This window comes from Maritalea sp., assembly GCF_047634455.1.
Classification (GTDB): domain Bacteria; phylum Pseudomonadota; class Alphaproteobacteria; order Rhizobiales; family Devosiaceae; genus Maritalea.
Genome location: NZ_JBLIAI010000018.1, coordinates 1 through 18,210, shown reverse-complemented (window position 1 = coordinate 18,210; position 18,210 = coordinate 1). Strand labels below are relative to the sequence as shown.

Here is an 18,210-nt window from a genome sequence, read left to right as displayed (position 1 = left end):
TAATTCAAAAAGGACGACGCATCCCTTGGAATGCCAAAGCGGCTTTCATCTGTCACATACCAATCAGGCGCAATTGTGCATTGCTGCGCCCAATTGTTTTTGATGTGACCGAATGAATTTGTCATTGATTAGGTGACCCGTGACCGTGTTTGATATGTTGGATTGTCCCACAATTTGTCGTTGATGACACGCTCTAAAATGACAGCAGCGCCGATCACATCAGCTTCATCAATATATAGCGGGGTGAAACCAAAGCGCATGGAGTCTGGCGCACGGAAATCGCCGATTACGCCGTTGTCGATTAGGGCTTGCATGGCTGCATAAGCATGATCGAATTTGAACGAGATTTGTGAGCCGCGGTTAACACCATCGCGTGGGCTGGCCAGCGTAAGGGTTGGGCAACGTTTTTCAACTTCTGCAATAAACAGGTCGCAAAGTTCAATCGATTTTGCGCGCACGTCGGCCATGTTCACCATGTCCCAAATATCAAGTGAAGCTTCCAATGCGGTGAGGGCAATCACTGGCGGTGTGCCAACGCGCATGCGCTCAATGCCTGCACCTGATTTGTAATTTAGATCGAAGGCGAATGGAGATTCATGGCCCATCCAACCGGATAGCGCTGGTCGAATATTGTCTTGATGTTTGGGCGCAACATAAATGAAAGCTGGCGCGCCGGGGCCACCGTTCAGATATTTGTAGGTGCAGCCAACCGCAAAGTCAGCGTTGCATCCGGCAAGGTCGACTTCAAGTGCGCCCGCTGAATGGGCCAAGTCCCAAATCACGACAATGCCGAGGGCATGCGCTTTTTGGGTCAATGCCTTCATGTCGTGCTTGCAGCCCGTGCGGTAATCCACTTCGGTCAGCATCAAGACGGCGATGTCTTCGCTTAGTGTTGCTTCAACGTCCGCTGGATTAGCGAGACGCAGCTCTTGACCTTTGTCGAGCGATTTCAATAGGCCTTCGACCATATAAAGATCGGTCGGAAAATTACCGTTGTCCGACAGCACCACTTTGCGGTTTGGGTTCAATTCGAGCGCTGATGCTACAGCCTGATAGACTTTGATCGACAGCGTATCGCCCATGACGACAGAGCCAGCGGGTGCGCCGATCAGTTTGCCAATGCGGTCGCCGATCCGTGATGGTTGGCCCATCCAGTCGGCTTTGTTCCAGCCGGTGATCAGCATGTCGCCCCATTCCTTGGTCAACATGCTGCCCACGCGGTCTGGCAACGCCTTGGGTAAGGGCCCCAAAGAGTTGCCGTCCAGATAAATCATTCCATCGGGCAGGTGGAACATGGATTTGGTTTTTTGAAAGTCGCTCATGGTTTTTACGAAGCCCGCAATTGGAAACGTTGAATTTTGCCGGTTTGGGTTTTGGGCAACGTGTCTGTGAACACCACAGAACGTGGATATTTATAGGGCGCGATGGTGGCCTTCACATGATCTTGCAGCCGCTTGATCGTATACTCGTCTCTGGGCACATCATTGGTTAAAACCACATGCGCTTGTACGATGAACCCGCGATCTTCGTCAGGAATACCAATGACGGCGCATTCGACAACATGGGGGTGTGACAGCAGAGCGGCTTCAACCTCAGGGCCAGCAATATTGTAACCAGCTGAGACAATCATATCGTCGTTGCGAGCAGCAAAGTGGAAATAGCCGTGATCGTCCTGCACAAATGTATCACCGGTAATATTCCAGCCATCTCGCACGTATTTTTGTTGACGATCATCTGCCAAATAGCGGCAACCTGTCGGGCCGCGCACGGCCAAACGTCCGGGTTCGCCGCGAGGCATTTCTCTCATATCATCGTCGACGACTTTGGCTTCGTAGCCCGTTACAGGTCGTCCGGTGCATGCCGACTTTGCGTCATCAAAACGATTGGTGATGAAGATATGCAGCAACTCCGTTGCGCCGATTCCGTCCAACATAGGTTTGCCGGTTTTCTTATGCCATTCGTCGAACACTGGAGCGGGCAAAGTTTCGCCCGCGGAGACCGCGCAGCGCAATGTGGACAGGTCTGCGCCTTCATCCATGGCGCGCATCATGGCGCGATAGGCGGTTGGCGCAGTAAAGCAAATGGTGGCTTTGTGGGTTTCGATGATCTCGATCATGTTGGCAGGGGAAGCTGTTTCCAGCAATGTTGCCGTTGCGCCAAATCGAAGCGGGAAAATTGCCAAGCCACCAAGACCAAATGTGAAGGCCAGGGGCGGAGAGCCAACAAATACGTCGTTCGGCGTCACGCCCAACACTTCTGCGGCATAGCCATCTGCGATCATCAATAGATCACGGTGGAAATGCATGGTGGCTTTTGGATCGCCCGTTGTGCCAGAGGTGAAACCCAACAGCGCCACATCATCGCGGCCGGTTTTTACCGCTGCAAATTTCACCGACTTGCCGAGCGCAATGCGGTCGAGTTCAGCGTCGTGATTGGCGGTGCCGTCAAAGCTGACAATGGTTTTAAGGAATTTTGACGTTTTGCCACAGGAAACGATCTCGTCCATCATCCGGCTATCGCAAAGCGCGATGCTGATTTCGGCTTTATCGACTATGGCTGACAATTCGCCTGCGCGCAGCATAGGCATGGTGTTGACGACCACTGCGCCCGCTTTGGTGGCGGCAAGCCAACAGGCAACCATTGCAGGGTTATTGGCTGAGCGGATCAACACACGGTTGCCGGGTTTGACGCCATAGTCTTCAACCAAAGCGTGGGCCAAACGGTTGGTCCAGTCGGCGAGTTCTTTGTAGGTGCGTTGGCGGCCATTGCCGATCAGCGCCACATTGTCGCCAAAGCCTTTATCGACCATCGCATCGGTTAGGATGCTGCCGACATTGATATGCTCTGGATAATTGAAGTTTTCCGTGAGAAATGTCGGCCAGCTGTCGGCTGGTGGCAGATTGTCACGTGTGTAGGTATCTGTGTGAGCGCTTGGTCCCAGCATTATTTGATCTCTCCCAAACATTGTCGCGCAATGACGATCTTTTGGACCTCAGATGCGCCCTCATAGATGCGCAAGGCGCGAATTTCGCGATAAAGGCTTTCCACAATGCAGCCCTTGCGAACCCCATCCCCTCCGTGGATTTGAACTGCCTTATCGATGACGGTTTGTGCTTTGTCAGTGGCGTATAGTTTTGCCATAGCGGCTTCGCGGGTGACCCGCGCTGCGCCCACATCTTTTGTCCATGCGGCGCGGTAGACCAGCAGCGCTGCGGCATCTACGTCTAACGCCATATCAGCGATATGGCCTTGCACCATTTGCAAATCAAACAAAGGCGCGCCAAACAATTCGCGGTTGGTGGCGCGGTTTAGCGTTTCGTCCAACGCGCGGCGGGCAAAGCCAAGCGCGGCGGCACCAACGGTTGAACGGAACACATCCAAAACAGACATGGCGATCTTAAAGCCTTGTCCGGGTGCACCAATCATCGCGGACGGTGGTAATTGTATATCGTTGAATTTGAGACGTGCAAGCGGGTGTGGTGCGATAACATCGATGCGTTCGGCGATCTCAAAACCGTCAGTGTCAGCGGGCACCAAAAAGGCCGATAGACCTTTTGCGCCCGGGCCTTCACCGGTGCGGGCGAACACGACATAGACGTTTGCAATGCCGCCGTTCGAAATCCAAGTTTTTTCGCCGTTCAGCACGTAGTGATTGCCGACCAGTTCGGCACTGCATTCAATATTGGCGACGTCGGATCCAGATTTTGGCTCGCTTAAAGCAAAGGCGGAAAGGGCATTGCCAGCACGGGTTTTAGCGAGCCATTTGCGTTGTTCGGGGGACCCGAACAAGGATACAGCGCCCATGCCAAGGCCCTGCATGGCAAAGGCAAAATCGGCCAAACCATCGTGACGGGCCAGTGTTTCGCGGATGATGCAAAGGCTACGCACGTCAAGTTTTTCGCCTTCACCTGCGCCCGAATGGTGCAGAAATCCCGCTTCGCCAAGGGCGGCAACAAGTTTGATACAAGCCGCATCCACGTCGGTATGATCGACAGGCAGGTTGGCGGCGCACCATGCTTCAAGCTCTTCAGACAAAGCGCGGTGTTTGTCTTCAAGAAATGGCCAATTGAGGAAGCTTTTGTCTGCCATCAGTCGCCCTCAAATATTGGTTTTTCTTTTTTCACAAACGCATTGTAAGCGCGTTCAAAGTCTTTGGTTTGCATGCAAATGGCTTGGGCCTGTGCTTCACTTTCAATCGCTTGATCCAAGGACATGTTCCATTCTTGGTTCAATTGGGTTTTGGTAATCCCATGTGCAAAAGTGGGGCCAGAAGCGATGCGCTGCGCCATTTTGATGGCGGCGGCTTCAAGTTCGTCGGCGCTGTGCAGCGCGTTGAAGAAGCCCCAGTTTGAACCCTCTTCGGCGCTCATCGAGCGACCAGTGTAGAGCAGCTCAGCAGCGCGACCTTGGCCGATGATACGTGGCAACATGGCGCAGGCACCCATGTCGCAGCCCGCAAGGCCGACGCGGGTAAACAGGAAGGCGGTTTTGGCTTCTGGTGTTGCTAGACGGAGATCTGAGCACATGGCGATGATCGCGCCTGCACCAACGCACACGCCGTCAATCGCGGAAATGATCGGCTTGCCGCAATGGATCATGGCTTTGACCAAATCCCCGGTCATGCGGGTAAACGCCAACAATTCCTTCATATCCATATTGACCAGCGGGCCAATGATTTCGTGCACATCGCCACCAGAACAGAAATTGCCACCGTTTGAGGTGAACACCACCGCGTCCACATCGTCGGCATAGACCATGTCGCGGAATGTATCGCGCAGCTCGGCGTAGCTTTCAAAAGTCAGTGGATTTTTGCGATCAGGGCGCAACAGATTGATGATTGCCACGCGACCATCCATGCGCCATGCGAAATGCTCAGGAGCGAGGTCTTTCATTGCAACGGGTTTCAATGGTCTTCCTCCCGCGCTTTGGAGAGGACTTCGATGAAGTGCGCGATTTCACTTTCGTCGATTTCTTTGAGGTGCTCGTTGATCCACGCTTCGTGCTCTTTGGCCATTTCAGCGAATTTTTGAATGCCTTTTGGCGTTAGGCGCACAAGGGTAGCGCGCTTGTCACCTTTAACTTGCACGCGCATCACAAAACCTTCTTGCACCAAGCGATCAATGATGCCGGTGACATTGCCGTTTGAGACCATCAATTGTTTGGACAATTGGCTCATCCGCAGCCCATCGCGGGTGCGATCGAGCATCGCCATCACGTCAAAACGCGGCAATGTGGATTGGAAACCCAAACGCAATTCCTCGCGCAATTCATTTTCAATGAATCGGGTGGTTTTGAGCATTTGCAGCCATAAGCGTAAACGCTGTTTGCTGACGGGTTGGTCTGCTAGTTTTTCGTTTGCCACGCTCATATTTCGCCCCCTGAAATTGAAATGGCTTGTCCGTTGATGCCTTCTGATCCTTCGCCGCATAGCCAAAGCGCTGCAGCGCTGACTTCTGCGGGTTCGATCAATCGGCCTTGCGGGTTGTTTTTTGCAATGGTTGCTCGTGCTTCGCCTTCGCGCATGCCGGTTTTGTCGATAATCGTTGCGACAGAACGATCCGTCATTTCGGTGTTTAAAAAACCCGGGCAAAGCGCATTAGCGGTGATGCCTTTTTTGGCCACTTCGAGCGCCAATGATTTGGTGAGGCCGATCACGCCGTGTTTGGCCGCGGAATAGGGGGCCACATAAGAATAGCCGCGCAATCCAGCAGTTGAAGCGACGGAAATGAGCCGTCCCCATTCCTTGCCCTGCATGCGGATCAGGCCTTCTTTCAGCGTCAGAAAAACGCCCGTCAGGTTGACGGCAATCATCCGGTTCCAACTGTCCAAGTCAGTTTTGATCAGCGGGGCACTCTCCGCCGCGCCCGCATTGGCAATCACGATATCCATAGGCCCGATTTGATCGAACATGGATTTGACCGAGCCTTCGTCGGTTACATCGGCTGTCACGGTGGAAATATTTTTGTGTTGGGATGCTGCATTATCGAGCGAAGTTTGGGTGCGGCCGGAAATAAAAACGCGTGCGCCCTGATTGGCGAAAGCGCGCGCCATATCGGCACCTACACCCGTACCACCACCTGTGATGAGAACTGATTTGCTGTCCAAACTCATACCTTAATTCCTGCGCCCTCGGCCCGTTCAGCCAAGCGCATCATTTGGTCGCGACCCGGATGGTAAGGATCTGGCCATTTGCTTTGCTTATCACCCAGCGCCGCTGCTGCGTGTAACGTCCAGTATGGATTGGCAAGGTGTGGTCGCGCAAGGCAAACAAGGTCAGCGCGTCCTGCCATTAAGATCGAGTTGGCGTGATCAGTTTCGTAGATGTTGCCAACGGCCATTGTTTTGAGCCCGGTTTCGTTACGGATGCGATCTGAAAATGGGGTTTGGAACATCCGGCCATAAACCGGCTTTGCGTCCTTTGATGTTTGCCCAGCAGATACGTCAATAATGTCGATGCCCACATCGGCAAACATTTGTGCGATCTGCACGGATTCTTCGGGCGTAACACCATCATCGCCAACCCAGTCGTTCGCCGAAATCCGCACAGACATTGGTTTGTCGCTTGGCCATGCGGTACGCATAGCTGTTGCGACTTCAAGTGGATAGCGCATGCGGTTTTCAAGCGAACCGCCATATTCATCGGATCGATTGTTCGACGTTGGCGAAATGAACGAGGAGATCAAATAGCCGTGGGCGGCGTGTAATTCGATCATATCAAAGCCGGACCGCTCTGCCATTTCAACTGAAGACACAAATTGATCGCGCACCATATCCATATCCGCGCGGTCCATGGCTGTTGGTGTTGCATTGTTTTTTGACCATGGAATGTCGGACGCGGATAGCAGGGGCCAATTGTCCGCTTTCAGCGGCGCGTCCATTTCTTCCCAACCGAGTTGGGTTGAACCTTTGCGCCCGGAGTGACCAATCTGGCAACAGATTTTCGCATCCGTTTCCGTGTGTACAAAACTGGTGAGGCGCGACCATGCGGTTTCATGTTCTGGTGCGTAAAGGCCAGGACAGCCTGGAGTGATACGCCCTTCGGGGGATACGCAAGTCATTTCCACGTAAACAAGTCCCGCGCCGCCTTTGGCACGTTCTGCATAGTGCGAAAAGTGCCAATCTGTGGGGCAGCCCCCAACGGCTTTATACTGGGCCATAGGAGAAACGACGACGCGGTTTTTCAGTTCCATCTCGCGCAGTTTGAACGGGGCAAACATGGGTGCGCGATGGGTATCTTTTGCGCCAGCTTGGGTTTGGAACCAAGTTTCTGCGGACTTAAGCCAGTTCGGATCGCGCAAGCGCAGATTTTCATGGCTGATCCGCTGCGAGCGGGTCAAAAGTGAATAGTTGAATTGCACAGGGTCTAGGTCAAGATAGCGCTCGACTTGCTCAAACCATTCGGTTGAGTTGCGGGCGGCTGATTGTAAACGCAGCACATCAAGACGCCGGTCTTCTTGATATTTTAGAAATGCAGCTTCCATGGTTGGCTCGGTGTGCAAAAACTCAGCCAAAGCAATGGCGCTTTCAAAAGCAAGTTTGGTGCCGGAACCAATGGAAAAGTGGGCGGTGGCGGAGGCATCGCCGAGCAGAACCACATTTTCATGATGCCATTTTTCGCATAGAACGCGGGGAAAGTTGATCCAAGCCGAACCGCGAATGTGGTTGGCGTTGGTCATGAGGCTGTGGCCGCCTAGATGGGTTTTGAAGATCTCTTCGCACAGCGCAATAGTGCCTGCTTGATCCAACTCGCCAAAGCCAAACTTATCGAATGTATCTTGGTTGCATTCTACAATGAAAGTGGCTGTTTCATCATCAAACTGATAGGCGTGGGCCCAAATCCAGCCGTGTTCTGTTTCTTCAAAAATGAAGGTAAAAGCGTCGTCAAATTTTTGGTGGGTGCCAAGCCAAACGAACTTGCACTCACGCACATCAATGTCGGGCTTGAAGTGCTCGGCGAACTCGGTGCGTGTTGCAGAGTTGAGCCCGTCTGCGGCGACCACCAAGTCATATTCGTCCATATATTTGGAAGCTGGTTTGGCATTGGTTTCAAACTGCATATCAACGCCCAATTCAGCGGCGCGATGTTGTAATGAAAGCAGCAGCTGTTTGCGACCGACGCCACAAAACCCGTGTCCTGTAGACACTGTTTTAGTGCCGCGATGGTGGACCGCCACATCGTCCCAATAGGCGAAATGTTCGCGGATCATTTGCGCGCTGATCTTGTCGTTTTTAGCCATGTTGTCGAGCGTTTCATCGCTCAAGACAACGCCCCAGCCAAATGTGTCGTCGGCTTTGTTGCGCTCAAGAATGGTTATTTCATTTGCAGGATTGCGCAACTTCATGCTGATCGCAAAATATAGTGCCGCTGGCCCGCCGCCTAAACATACAACCTTCATAAATTCCTCCTGCTCGATTTGTAATCATGATGGCATTGTCAAAAATATATTTCAAGCACAAAATTTTAAGCTTGAAGTATTTTTTGTTTCGTGTCTGAATGGGGGTGTGGAGGTTGCGCTTCAAGCTTGTCTTAATGGCCAAGTTGCGCAACGATAGGGAATGAATGACGCGATGAAGCATCCGGTAATTACGGATTGGGACGATGCCTATGCAAACGGGGCATATATTGACGGGGCAGATGAGTTTGTGCCGCGCTGGGCCGCGCTTGCGCAGCAATATCGCGAGGAACTGAGTGCGCTTGGTCGGGTTGAGACTGATCTTGCATACGGCAAGACGAACCGCGAGTGTCTTGATCTGTTTTTGCCTGCAGCGAAGCCCAAGGGCTTGGCTGTGTTTGTGCATGGCGGCTATTGGATGGCGTTTGACAAGTCGTCCTGGTCGCACTTGGCGAGGGGAGCTGTTGACAATGGTTGGGCGGTTGCAATGCCCAGCTACACATTGGCACCAGAGGCGCATTTGACACGCATGACAGACCAAATTGCAAAAGCGATTGAATTTGCGGCCAAAAAAATCGATGGCCCGATCCGACTGTCGGGGCACTCAGCAGGTGGCCATTTGGTCACGCGGCAAATTTGCTTAAAAGCGCCGCTCAAAATGGCTGTTCAAAAGCGGATTGCGAAAGTGGTGTCGATTTCTGGATTGCATGATTTGCGCCCACTGATGAAGACCAAAATGAACGAGACTTTGTTTTTGGATGAGGATGAAGCGCTGGATGAAAGCGCTGCGTTACAACGCCCAGTGGCGCATGCAGATTTGGTGTGTTGGGTTGGCGCAAATGAGCGGCCCGAATTCTTGCGGCAAAACAGGTTGCTCGCCGAAATTTGGTCCGGGTTTGGGGTGGAAACCGAATGGCATGAGGCGGCGGGGAAACACCATTTCAACGTGATTGATGATCTGGCGGATCAAAATTCTGATTTGGTTCAACAGTTTGCGCCTTAGGTGATTTGTGCCGATGCTTTAAGCTTGATATTTTAATATTGAAATATATTGAAAATCGTGCACACTAAAAGGGGATGAGAAGAGAGCTGGGAGATTGAGCTGTGCTTTTTAGCGTTGATGCTAGAGTGATGCAGCGAGTTCAAAAATTGGCCTTGTGGTTTGCGGCTACAAACTAAATTCAAGGCATTTGAACTTTACCAAAAGTAATCGCCCTTCCGGTCTGTTTTCTGATCAGAACAGTTGCCAGTGCTGGCAACATTAATGGGAGGAATATATGAAACACTTTAAGAAAATCGCGGCGAGTGCATTAGCGCTTTCGCTGGCGGCTTCTAGCTTGGCTTACGCCGGTGGAGCAAAGATTGGGATGATCACCACCTTGTCTGGCGGCGGTTCTGGCCTGGGCATTGATGTGCGTGACGGCTTTATGCTGGCGATCGGTCAATCCGACAATAAAGACGTCGAGGTCGTGATCGAAGATGATGCACGTAAGCCTGAATTGGCCGTGCAAATCTCGGATAAAATGATCCAGAGTGACAAAGTCGATATTTTGACCGGGATCATTTGGTCGAACTTGGCTATGGCTGTTGTACCGTCAGCCGTTGCGCAAGGTAAATTCTACCTTTCGCCAAATGCGGGTCCATCGGCTTTGGCAGGTAAAGGCTGTAACCCAAACTACTTTAACGTTGCGTGGCAAAACGACAATTTGCATGAAGCCATGGGCGCATATGCTAACGACGAAGCTTTGACAAACACCTTCATTCTTGCACCGAACTACCCTGCGGGTCAGGATGCTTTGACAGGCTATAAACGCTTCTACAAAGGCAATTTGGCGGGTGAAGTTTACACCAAACTTGGTGCCACAGATTACGCGGCAGAAATTGCGCAAATCCGGGCATCTGGTGCGGACAGTGTGTTCTTCTTCTTGCCAGGTGGCATGGGCATTGCGTTCATGAAGCAATATGCAGCTTCTGGCGTTGACATTCCGGTGCTTGGCCCAGCGTTCTCCTTCGACCAAGGCATTCTTGGCGCGGTAGGTGATGCAGCGCTTGGCGTGCGCAACTCTTCTCAGTGGTCTAAAGATTTGAACAACACCACGAACGTGGAATTTGTGGCAAGCTTCCAAGAAGCCTATGGCCGTTTACCATCGCTTTATGCCAGCCAAGGTTTTGACACGGCGAACCTGATTTTGTCTGCATTGGAAAGTGCCGATGTGAAAGATCAGGATGCGTTCCGTGCGGCCCTTAAAGCGGCTGAGTTTAGCTCTGTGCGCGGTGCGTTTAAGTTTGGCAACAACAACCACCCAATTCAGGACATTTATGTTCGTGAAGTTGTGCGCGAAGGCGATATCTTGACCAATAAAGTTTTGGGCGTTGTGCTTGACGATCACCAAGACGCGTACGCTGCAGAGTGTAGCATGTAACCATGGTTTGCGGGGCGCCAATGCCCCGCATCCCCCTTTGTTGGCTCTAGTTGGATATTCTCTCCATGACAGCTGCCCTTTTCTTCGAGCAAATGCTGAACGGTTTGCAATTCGGCGTCACGCTATTCTTGATGGCGGCCGGGTTGACCCTTGTGTTTGGTGTGATGGGTTTGATCAATCTCGCCCACGGCTCACTCTTTATGGTTGGTGCTTTTGCTTGCGCAGCGGTCGCTGCTGCAACAGGCTCCTTTTGGCTCGGACTAATTGCCTCGATTGTTGCCGCCGCTTTTGCTGGTGCGATCATTGAGATGGTGATTATTCGACGGCTCTATGACCGCGATCACCTTGACCAAGTGCTGGCGACTTTTGCGCTAATTCTGATTATTTCGGAAGGGACCCGCTTTGTATTTGGCTCGTTTCCGCTGTTTTTGGATGTGCCTGCGATCTTAGCTGGTCCCGTGATTTTGCCCGGTGGCTTGCCTTACCCTATATATCGCCTCTCGATCATCGTTGTTGGTGGCCTTGTGGCTTTGGGGCTCTATTTATTGATTGCGAAGACACGGCTTGGCATCCGCATTCGTGCCGGCGAGGCAGATCGTGAAATGATTGCGGCGCTGGGCGTTGATATTCGCACGCTTTATACGATTGTGTTCGCGCTTGGTGCTGGCTTGGCCGGATTTGCTGGCGCGATGGTAGGGGCTCTGCAATCTGTGCAAGTTGGAATGGGTGAACCCGTTCTGATCCTTGCCTTTGTCGTGATTGTGATTGGCGGCATTGGCTCCATCAAGGGCGCGTTGATCGCGTCAATATTGGTGGGCATCGTCGATACGATGGGGCGGGTTTCATTGCCCTCAATGTTTGGTCTGTTTATGGAGCCAAGCGCTGCCAATTCGATCGGTTCTTCAGTATCGTCGATGTTGATTTATGTGCTGATGGCGGTTGTTCTGGTTTTCAAGCCTGAAGGGTTGGTGTCACAAAATGGCTAATCTTTCACGAGAAACGATGCTTAATATCGTTCTGACGCTTGGTATGTTGGCATTGCCATTTGTGGCAACTGCAATTGATGAGCCGTTCTATATTACCTTGGCGACGCGGGTCGCCATATTGGGCCTTGCGGGTGTGGGGCTGAACCTCGCTCTGGGTACAGGCGGCCTTGTGTCCTTTGGTCATGCGGCGTTCTTTGGTCTTGGTGGTTATGCAGCTGGTATCTTGGCCAGCCATGCGCTCAATTACACGCCGATTATGGAGAGCCCGTTTCTGATTGAAGGCACCAATCAAATGTTGATCATTTGGCTGGTGGCGATCATCGTTTCGGGCGGGGCTGCCTATTTTATTGGCCTGTTGAGCCTACGCACATCCGGCGTCTATTTTATCATGATCACCTTGGCCTTTGCGCAAATGATCTATTATTTCGCGATCTCTTGGCCCGCATATGGTGGTGAAGATGGGTTGTCGATTTATGTGCGCAATGCATTTCCCGGCGTGAACACGCTTGATCCGCAGAGTTTCTATTTCATCAGCCTTGCGCTGTTGATGGGCGGCATTTGGCTATCGGTCGTGTTGAAAAATTCACGGTTTGGCGCAGCGTTGCAATCCGCTCGGCAAAACGAAGAGCGGCTAAGCGCAGTAGGTGTGCGGCCCTTCAATATTAAACTCACCGCCTTTGTGATCTCTGGCATGATGACTGGGTTGGCAGGCGCGCTGTTTGCCGACCTCAATCGGTTCGTTTCCCCCTCAATGATGTCTTGGCAAATGTCAGGTGAGATCATGATTTTGGTGATTTTAGGCGGCGTTGGTCGTCTTTACGGACCGCTGGCGGGTGCAATCATTTACATCCTGTTTGAGTTCATTTTTGGCGGTATGACGGAACATTGGCAGTTCTTCCTCGGGCTCGTTTTGCTGGGTGTGGTTTTGTTTGCACGTGGTGGCGTGATTGGCCTGATTGCAGGGAGGGCGCGCCATGACTGATCCGGTGTTGGAAATCAAAAATCTTAAGAAAAGCTTTGGTGCACTAAAGGCCACAGACGATGTATCGATCACGCTATACAAAGGCGAGATCCATGCTTTGATCGGCCCCAATGGGGCGGGAAAATCAACGCTGATCAAGCAAATTTGCGGTGGAATATCCTCAGATAGTGGCTCGGTGATCTTTAATGGCCAAGACCTTGCCGGACTTAATGTGGCTGAACGGGCGCAATTGGGGTTGGGACGAACTTTTCAAATCTCTTCGGTGATCATGGAGTTTTCGGCGCTGCGTAATGTGATGCTTGCAGTGCAGGCACACAATGGGTCGAGCTATCGGTTTTTCAAAAATGTACGTTCGGACAAGGTTCTGGTTGATCAAGCCATGTTGGTGTTAAAGCGCGTTGAACTTGAGGCTCGCGCGGACGTAAGCGCAGCCGAACTGTCACATGGCGAAAGGCGACAGCTTGAAATTGCCTTGGCGTTGGCGTTGGAGCCAAAAGCATTTCTGCTCGACGAACCTATGGCGGGCATGGGACCGGAAGGGTCAAAACGCTTGATCGCCTTTTTGGATGAGTTGCGCGGTGAAGCACCAATTTTGTTGATTGAACACGATATGGATGCGGTATTTTCGCTCGCGGACCGAATTTCGGTTCTGGTTTATGGCCGGGTGGTGGCCACAGGCACCGTTGACGAAATTCGCAATGATCCTGCGGTGCGCGAAGCTTATCTGGGAGAAACCGCATGAGTGATCTCCTGAATATCGAGAACATTGAGGTATTCTATGGCCCATCCCAAGCGCTGTTTGGCGTTGATTTGAAGATGGGTGAAGGTGAAGTTGTGGCGCTGATGGGCCGCAACGGCATGGGCAAAACCACGACCATTCGCACGCTTTGCCGGATGTCCAAACACAAGACTGGTCGCATTGAGTTTGCCGGTGTTGATATTGGTAGCCTGCCTTCCCATAAGGTCGCCCAACTTGGGGTTGGTTTGGTGCCGGAAGGGCGGCGGTGTTTTGCTACGCTCACCGTTGAAGAAAACCTGCTGGCCGCAGCGCGCGGAACGGACTGGACCCTTGAGCGGGTATATGAGTTGTTCCCCCGACTTGAAGAGCGCCATACCCAGAGCGCCAATACGCTTTCCGGTGGAGAGCAGCAAATGTTGGCCATTGGCCGGGCGTTGATGACCAATCCGCGTTTGTTGGTTTTGGATGAAGCGACCGAAGGCTTAGCCCCTGTGATCCGCGAAGAGATTTGGCGTGCGGTGCGAGAGCTCAAAGCGACAGGACAATCGATCCTGATCGTTGATAAGACGCTCGCCGAATTGCTGCCAATTGCCGATCATTGTGTGATTTTAGAACGTGGGCACACCGCTTGGACGGGAAAGCCGGACGCGTTAACGCCTGAACTCGCTGACCGTTATTTGGGAGTGTAATGATGGCCACTTACACCTATGAGCAACCCGTAATGTTCCAGCACTGCGACCCGGCGCAAATTGTTTTTTATCCGCGCTATTTTGAAATGGTCAATGCAACGGTTGAAACTTGGTTTGAGCGGATTGTCGACTATTCCTATTTGACCATGTTCAGCCAAGCGCATAGCGGTATTCCGACGGCGGCTATTGAAGCACGGTTTCATAACCCGAGCCGTTTGGGCGACGTTTTGAACTGGACGCTGCAAGTAACAAAACTTGGTAAGTCGAGCATCAGTTTGGCGATTGAGGCCCATTGTGGGTCACAAAAGCGAATGAGCGTCACAACAACCTTGGTGCATATAGATGGTGCCAAGGGAAAATCAGCGTCTTGGCCGAATATGGCCCGGTCAAACATTTTAAACTTTATGGAAAAAGAATAATGGCAAATATCAGCTTACACCCTAAAGGATGGAAACCGGCTAAAGGCTATGCCAACGGCATGCTTGCTGAGGGCCGTACCGTTTATGTGGGCGGGCAAATTGGCTGGACTGCCGATCAAGTTTTTGAAACTGATGATTTTATCGAGCAGATGCAGCAGGCGCTGCGCAACATTATTGACGTGGTGCAAGAAGCTGGCGGCGAACCAAAAGACATTGTGCGGCTGACGTGGTTTGTCACCGATAAACGCGAATATTTGGAAAAGCAAAGCCAGGTGGGCAAAGCCTATCGCGACGTGATGGGCTATAATTTCCCTGCGATGACTATGGTTGTGGTGGCGGATTTGATTGAAGATCAAGCAAAGATTGAGATTGAAGCGACCGCTGTCCTTCCGACCTAGCCAGATTGTTGCTTACTGTTTTGCAGCGTTTGGTTCGGCGTTTCGCCAAAGGCTTCGCGGTATTCTTGTGCAAATCGGCCCAAATGCTGGAAGCCCAAATCAAGGGCGATTTGAGTGACGGTTTGCTGGCGATAGGCCGTTAGCAGCAGATGCCGGGCCCAGCGCAAGCGCTCGAGGCGCAGCATTTGCATCGGGGTCATGCCATAATTGTCTTTAAAGCCGTATTGCAGTGCGCGGGGCGACGCACCCGCAGCACGTGCAATTTCATCCAAGGTCAAGTCCTGACGAAAACTCGATTTAATATAATCCATCGCGCGCTTGATCTGGTTTGGCGCAATGCCCGAAGGGGCGACGTCAAAAAAACATTGTACGTTGCTGGGGGCCGCTTCGAGCAATTGCAGGATCATTTCGGTGCTGCCGATGGGCATCTGACCGTGTTCCGCATCGCGAAACATAGAACGCAATTGATGCCGCCATTCGCTGAGTTGTTTGGCTTTCATCCGAATTGTCGGCTCAAACCGAACGGGCGCTAAAAGGTTGCGGCCCAAGAATTTCTCGGCCTCTTGGTTTACTCTGTTCGCGTCAATTTGCACCAACAACATTTCACAGTCTGCATGCCAGACCATCTCGGTTTTCAAATCCGGGTTGAGAATGGTGGCGAACTCAACAGTGCTATCAACGGTTTGGTTGCCGTTGCGCACTTGCGCCCCACCGCGCAGTGGGATTTGGATGAGATAGAACTCGTTCAATTCGCCAGGATTGATCTCAACTTTGCCGCCATAGCGCATATAGTTGAAACTAAGATCGCCCGTCGCAAAATGGTTGTGCACAACGTCCAGATCGGTGTCGCCCGGCGCAATATCCAGTTTGTGGGCGCAATATTTACGCGCAACCATTTCCCGGGCGCAATCAAGGTCGCCCGACCGGAATAGTCGGTGTTTTGCCAGTGGCTCGTGGACAATTTGCTCGTTTAACCAAGCACTGTCTTCGCACATTTGCGTTTTCTGGATAGACTGCTCTCCCTATATGTCTATTAGTTTAGGCATAAAATAAAAATGATGCAATCGGCGAGGAGGAGGGGACGATGGCGATCAAGAAAAAAGTGGCAGTTATTGGCGCTGGCGTGAGTGGTTTGGCGACAGCCAAAACGTTCAAGGAAAAGGGGCATGACGTAACAATTATCGAACGCAGCCATGATTTGGGCGGTGTCTGGGAACTGTCTCGATCATATCCTGACGTGCAAACACAAAGCCCAAAAGATCTGTATCGGTATACCGATAAGCCAATGCCGAAGGACTATCCAGAGTGGCCGAAGGGTCCGCAGGTTCACGCCTATCTGGATAGTTACGCCAAAGACTATAATTTGCGTGATCTCATTCGTTTCAACACCAGCGTGAGTGGCATGGCCCGTCGTGCGGATGGTGCGCCGGGGTGGACACTTTCGATTGTTGATGGCAGTGGCAAGGAAACTGAAGAGGATTTCGATTTTCTCGCCGTCTGCACCGGACAGTTTAGCGAAAAGAACATCCTAACCCATCCGGGCCAAGAGGCGTTCGAGGCGCAAGGCGGTCAGGTGATGCATTCGTCTGAATATACCGACCCATCGGTTGTTGCGGGCAAAGACGTCACGGTACTTGGGTTTTCAAAATCTGCGACCGATATCGCTGTAAATGCGGTAAATTCGGGCGCTAAGTCCGTCAATATCATTTATTTGAAAAGCGTTTGGCGGGTGCCGTATTTCATTGGCGGGCTGATCAATTTCAAACGCATTCTTTATATCCGCAAGCAAGAGGACATGTTCCCAAGCTGGGGCATGAACTCGATGCAAAAGCTTGCGCATGTGATCGGCAAACCGTTTGTTTGGGCCAACTGGCGTGGATTGGAAGCGTTGCTGACCATTCAGTTGAAGTTGAACAAAACTGGTCTAAAGCCAGACATCAAAATTGAAGATGAGATCAATTGTTCGGTGCCAATTGTGACGCCGGGACTGTTTGATATGATTGCTGATAGGCGCATAAAAGCGATCAAAGGCACTTTCAAAGAATATGACGGAGATAATGTTGTTTTGACCGGCGGCGAGCGGGTGAAAACTGATCTGGCCATTCAGGCGGTTGGCTGGAAACTTGGCGTGCCATTTTTACCAGACGAATATCAACAAAAGTTGGTCGAGAAGGATGGGCAATATCGTTTGTACCGCATCATTGCAAATCCAGATCTACCGGATATGGGCTTTGTTGGCTTCAACTCGTCATTCTGTACGGTGTTGTGCGCTGATCTCGCTGCAAACTGGTTGGTGCGCTATGCCGATGGTAAATTGGCCAAGCAACCTTCGGCCAGCCAAATGACCCAAAACATTGAGATGATGCTGAATTGGAAACGCAACGAAAAACCATCCGCGCAAGTCTATGGCGGACTATGTGTTGCCCCCTACCACTTTAAGCATTTCGATGAATTGCTTGACGATATGGGTGCAAAAAAGCGCCACCGAAATCCAATCGCGGAAAACCTTGCGCCGCCAAACGCGGATGCTTATCGCGCGTTCTTGAATTCGACCCCGGACTACAAAGTTAGCTAGCGGGCCGATCATTAGCCGCTGCATTTGACACCTGCGGCGGCACATAAAAACCTAAATGGAGAGAAAAGATGAATATGACACCCGGCATTACGCCGAGCGGTGAAGGCATTTCTGCGCTCAAATGGAACATTTTGGGGCAGACTTACACGCCCAAATTACACTCGGAAAATGCAATGATATGGCACGCTTTGCTGCCTGCTGATAGCTTCGTGCCGCCGCATGTGCACCCAACCCAAGATGAATGGATCACCTTGTTAGATGGTGAGTTGGACGTGGCGTTTGGCGACGAAGTCTTTACGGCGCGCACAGGAGATACCGTTCGTATGCCAAGGGGTATCGTGCACGGGATTACCAACCGATCAGGCAAAGACGCGAACTGCTTTTTTGGTGTTGCACCAAGCCGCAAACTTTTCGACTTGTTCAATGCGCTTCACAATTTGGGCGACCCTGCGGAAGTGGTGCGTCTTTCTGCGTTACACGAGGTGGATTTCCTCCCCCCGCCAGCAGAATAGGTTTGCGATTTCTAGCCCAAACTGGGCGGAGGCTTTGCCAGCTTCCGCCCATATTATGTGCCCTATTGAGATTTTTTGCTGCGGCTTGTCAGGA

18 protein-coding genes are annotated in these 18,210 nt (G+C 51.8%); 10 read left to right on the top strand and 8 right to left on the bottom strand.

The genetic code is table 11. The features are described 5' to 3' along the window. Window positions 1-128 precede the first annotated feature (128 nt). Genes kynU through ACJAZW_RS06835 form a run of 7 tightly spaced genes read right to left on the bottom strand, consistent with a single transcriptional unit; the run spans window position 129 to window position 8,396 of the window. Window positions 129-1,322, bottom strand: coding sequence for a kynureninase (gene kynU / locus ACJAZW_RS06865; RefSeq protein WP_415156395.1), 1,194 nt, complete (start codon window positions 1,320-1,322; stop codon window positions 129-131). Window positions 1,323-1,327: 5 nt separating this feature from the next. Then, window positions 1,328-2,944: an AMP-binding protein gene (locus ACJAZW_RS06860; RefSeq protein WP_415156393.1), complete on the bottom strand. Its 1,617-nt coding sequence runs from the start codon at window positions 2,942-2,944 to the stop codon at window positions 1,328-1,330. Then, entirely contained in the window at window positions 2,944-4,089 is a 1,146-nt protein-coding gene (locus ACJAZW_RS06855) for an acyl-CoA dehydrogenase family protein (RefSeq protein WP_415156391.1), read from the bottom strand. Before ACJAZW_RS06855 ends, ACJAZW_RS06860 begins: the two co-directional genes overlap by 1 nt. Continuing rightward, a complete protein-coding gene (locus ACJAZW_RS06850; protein WP_415156453.1) occupies window positions 4,089-4,892 on the bottom strand; it encodes an enoyl-CoA hydratase family protein in 804 nt (267 codons plus the stop codon). Before ACJAZW_RS06850 ends, ACJAZW_RS06855 begins: the two co-directional genes overlap by 1 nt. A gap of 11 nt (window positions 4,893-4,903) precedes the next feature. Beyond that, window positions 4,904-5,368: a MarR family winged helix-turn-helix transcriptional regulator gene (locus ACJAZW_RS06845; protein ID WP_415156389.1), complete on the bottom strand. Its 465-nt coding sequence runs from the start codon at window positions 5,366-5,368 to the stop codon at window positions 4,904-4,906. Then, window positions 5,365-6,111 carry an SDR family NAD(P)-dependent oxidoreductase gene (locus ACJAZW_RS06840; RefSeq protein ID WP_415156387.1) on the bottom strand — a complete coding sequence of 249 codons (747 nt, stop codon included), beginning with the start codon at window positions 6,109-6,111 and terminating at the stop codon, window positions 5,365-5,367. The genes ACJAZW_RS06845 and ACJAZW_RS06840 overlap by 4 nt, the downstream gene beginning before the upstream one ends. After that, complete coding sequence (locus ACJAZW_RS06835; protein ID WP_415156385.1) at window positions 6,108-8,396, bottom strand: bifunctional salicylyl-CoA 5-hydroxylase/oxidoreductase; 2,289 nt, start codon at window positions 8,394-8,396, stop codon at window positions 6,108-6,110. The genes ACJAZW_RS06840 and ACJAZW_RS06835 overlap by 4 nt, the downstream gene beginning before the upstream one ends. Before the next feature lie 160 nt (window positions 8,397-8,556). On the opposite strand from ACJAZW_RS06835, the gene ACJAZW_RS06830 reads away from it, so the two are divergent. From ACJAZW_RS06830 to ACJAZW_RS06795, 8 genes are all read left to right on the top strand, one after another. Then, window positions 8,557-9,396, top strand: coding sequence for an alpha/beta hydrolase (locus tag ACJAZW_RS06830; protein WP_415156383.1), 840 nt, complete (start codon window positions 8,557-8,559; stop codon window positions 9,394-9,396). Between the two features lie 274 nt (window positions 9,397-9,670). Then, a complete protein-coding gene (locus ACJAZW_RS06825) occupies window positions 9,671-10,816 on the top strand; it encodes an ABC transporter substrate-binding protein (protein ID WP_415156381.1) in 1,146 nt (381 codons plus the stop codon). A gap of 65 nt (window positions 10,817-10,881) precedes the next feature. After that, window positions 10,882-11,802, top strand: a complete 921-nt coding sequence (locus ACJAZW_RS06820; protein ID WP_415156379.1) for a branched-chain amino acid ABC transporter permease — start codon at window positions 10,882-10,884, stop codon at window positions 11,800-11,802. Beyond that, window positions 11,795-12,784 carry a branched-chain amino acid ABC transporter permease gene (locus tag ACJAZW_RS06815; protein WP_415156377.1) on the top strand — a complete coding sequence of 330 codons (990 nt, stop codon included), beginning with the start codon at window positions 11,795-11,797 and terminating at the stop codon, window positions 12,782-12,784. Before ACJAZW_RS06820 ends, ACJAZW_RS06815 begins: the two co-directional genes overlap by 8 nt. Continuing rightward, a complete protein-coding gene (locus tag ACJAZW_RS06810) occupies window positions 12,777-13,526 on the top strand; it encodes an ABC transporter ATP-binding protein (RefSeq protein WP_415156375.1) in 750 nt (249 codons plus the stop codon). The genes ACJAZW_RS06815 and ACJAZW_RS06810 overlap by 8 nt, the downstream gene beginning before the upstream one ends. Then, the gene (locus ACJAZW_RS06805; protein ID WP_415156373.1) at window positions 13,523-14,212 is read left to right on the top strand and encodes an ABC transporter ATP-binding protein; all 690 of its coding nucleotides are present in this window, start codon (window positions 13,523-13,525) and stop codon (window positions 14,210-14,212) included. Before ACJAZW_RS06810 ends, ACJAZW_RS06805 begins: the two co-directional genes overlap by 4 nt. Continuing rightward, complete coding sequence (locus tag ACJAZW_RS06800) at window positions 14,212-14,631, top strand: acyl-CoA thioesterase (protein WP_415156371.1); 420 nt, start codon at window positions 14,212-14,214, stop codon at window positions 14,629-14,631. Before ACJAZW_RS06805 ends, ACJAZW_RS06800 begins: the two co-directional genes overlap by 1 nt. Further along, the gene (locus ACJAZW_RS06795; protein WP_415156369.1) at window positions 14,631-15,029 is read left to right on the top strand and encodes a RidA family protein; all 399 of its coding nucleotides are present in this window, start codon (window positions 14,631-14,633) and stop codon (window positions 15,027-15,029) included. Before ACJAZW_RS06800 ends, ACJAZW_RS06795 begins: the two co-directional genes overlap by 1 nt. On the opposite strand, the gene ACJAZW_RS06790 is transcribed toward ACJAZW_RS06795, so the two are convergent. Beyond that, window positions 15,026-16,024 (bottom strand): AraC family transcriptional regulator, encoded by a 999-nt coding sequence (locus ACJAZW_RS06790; RefSeq protein ID WP_415156367.1) that lies wholly within the window; start codon window positions 16,022-16,024, stop codon window positions 15,026-15,028. The genes ACJAZW_RS06795 and ACJAZW_RS06790 overlap by 4 nt on opposite strands. An 89-nt stretch (window positions 16,025-16,113) precedes the next feature. Between ACJAZW_RS06790 and ACJAZW_RS06785 the strand changes: the two genes are divergently transcribed. Then, window positions 16,114-17,604, top strand: coding sequence for a flavin-containing monooxygenase (locus ACJAZW_RS06785; protein ID WP_415156365.1), 1,491 nt, complete (start codon window positions 16,114-16,116; stop codon window positions 17,602-17,604). Between the two features lie 68 nt (window positions 17,605-17,672). Further along, a complete protein-coding gene (locus ACJAZW_RS06780; RefSeq protein WP_415156363.1) occupies window positions 17,673-18,116 on the top strand; it encodes a cupin domain-containing protein in 444 nt (147 codons plus the stop codon). The last annotated feature ends 94 nt before the right edge of the window (window positions 18,117-18,210 follow it).

Excerpts from the sequence above, each read along its gene's own strand:
- kynU (WP_415156395.1), bottom strand. The coding sequence starts at position 1,322 with ATGAGCGACTTTCAAAAAACCAAATCCATGTTCCACCTGCCCGATGGA.
- ACJAZW_RS06860 (WP_415156393.1), bottom strand. The coding sequence starts at position 2,944 with ATGCTGGGACCAAGCGCTCACACAGATACCTACACACGTGACAATCTG.
- ACJAZW_RS06855 (WP_415156391.1), bottom strand. The coding sequence starts at position 4,089 with ATGGCAGACAAAAGCTTCCTCAATTGGCCATTTCTTGAAGACAAACAC.
- ACJAZW_RS06850 (WP_415156453.1), bottom strand. The coding sequence starts at position 4,892 with ATGAAAGACCTCGCTCCTGAGCATTTCGCATGGCGCATGGATGGTCGC.
- ACJAZW_RS06845 (WP_415156389.1), bottom strand. The coding sequence starts at position 5,368 with ATGAGCGTGGCAAACGAAAAACTAGCAGACCAACCCGTCAGCAAACAG.
- ACJAZW_RS06840 (WP_415156387.1), bottom strand. The coding sequence starts at position 6,111 with ATGAGTTTGGACAGCAAATCAGTTCTCATCACAGGTGGTGGTACGGGT.
- ACJAZW_RS06835 (WP_415156385.1), bottom strand. The coding sequence starts at position 8,396 with ATGAAGGTTGTATGTTTAGGCGGCGGGCCAGCGGCACTATATTTTGCG.
- ACJAZW_RS06830 (WP_415156383.1), top strand. The coding sequence starts at position 8,557 with ATGAATGACGCGATGAAGCATCCGGTAATTACGGATTGGGACGATGCC.
- ACJAZW_RS06825 (WP_415156381.1), top strand. The coding sequence starts at position 9,671 with ATGAAACACTTTAAGAAAATCGCGGCGAGTGCATTAGCGCTTTCGCTG.
- ACJAZW_RS06820 (WP_415156379.1), top strand. The coding sequence starts at position 10,882 with ATGACAGCTGCCCTTTTCTTCGAGCAAATGCTGAACGGTTTGCAATTC.
- ACJAZW_RS06815 (WP_415156377.1), top strand. The coding sequence starts at position 11,795 with ATGGCTAATCTTTCACGAGAAACGATGCTTAATATCGTTCTGACGCTT.
- ACJAZW_RS06810 (WP_415156375.1), top strand. The coding sequence starts at position 12,777 with ATGACTGATCCGGTGTTGGAAATCAAAAATCTTAAGAAAAGCTTTGGT.
- ACJAZW_RS06805 (WP_415156373.1), top strand. The coding sequence starts at position 13,523 with ATGAGTGATCTCCTGAATATCGAGAACATTGAGGTATTCTATGGCCCA.
- ACJAZW_RS06800 (WP_415156371.1), top strand. The coding sequence starts at position 14,212 with ATGATGGCCACTTACACCTATGAGCAACCCGTAATGTTCCAGCACTGC.
- ACJAZW_RS06795 (WP_415156369.1), top strand. The coding sequence starts at position 14,631 with ATGGCAAATATCAGCTTACACCCTAAAGGATGGAAACCGGCTAAAGGC.
- ACJAZW_RS06790 (WP_415156367.1), bottom strand. The coding sequence starts at position 16,024 with ATGTGCGAAGACAGTGCTTGGTTAAACGAGCAAATTGTCCACGAGCCA.
- ACJAZW_RS06785 (WP_415156365.1), top strand. The coding sequence starts at position 16,114 with ATGGCGATCAAGAAAAAAGTGGCAGTTATTGGCGCTGGCGTGAGTGGT.
- ACJAZW_RS06780 (WP_415156363.1), top strand. The coding sequence starts at position 17,673 with ATGAATATGACACCCGGCATTACGCCGAGCGGTGAAGGCATTTCTGCG.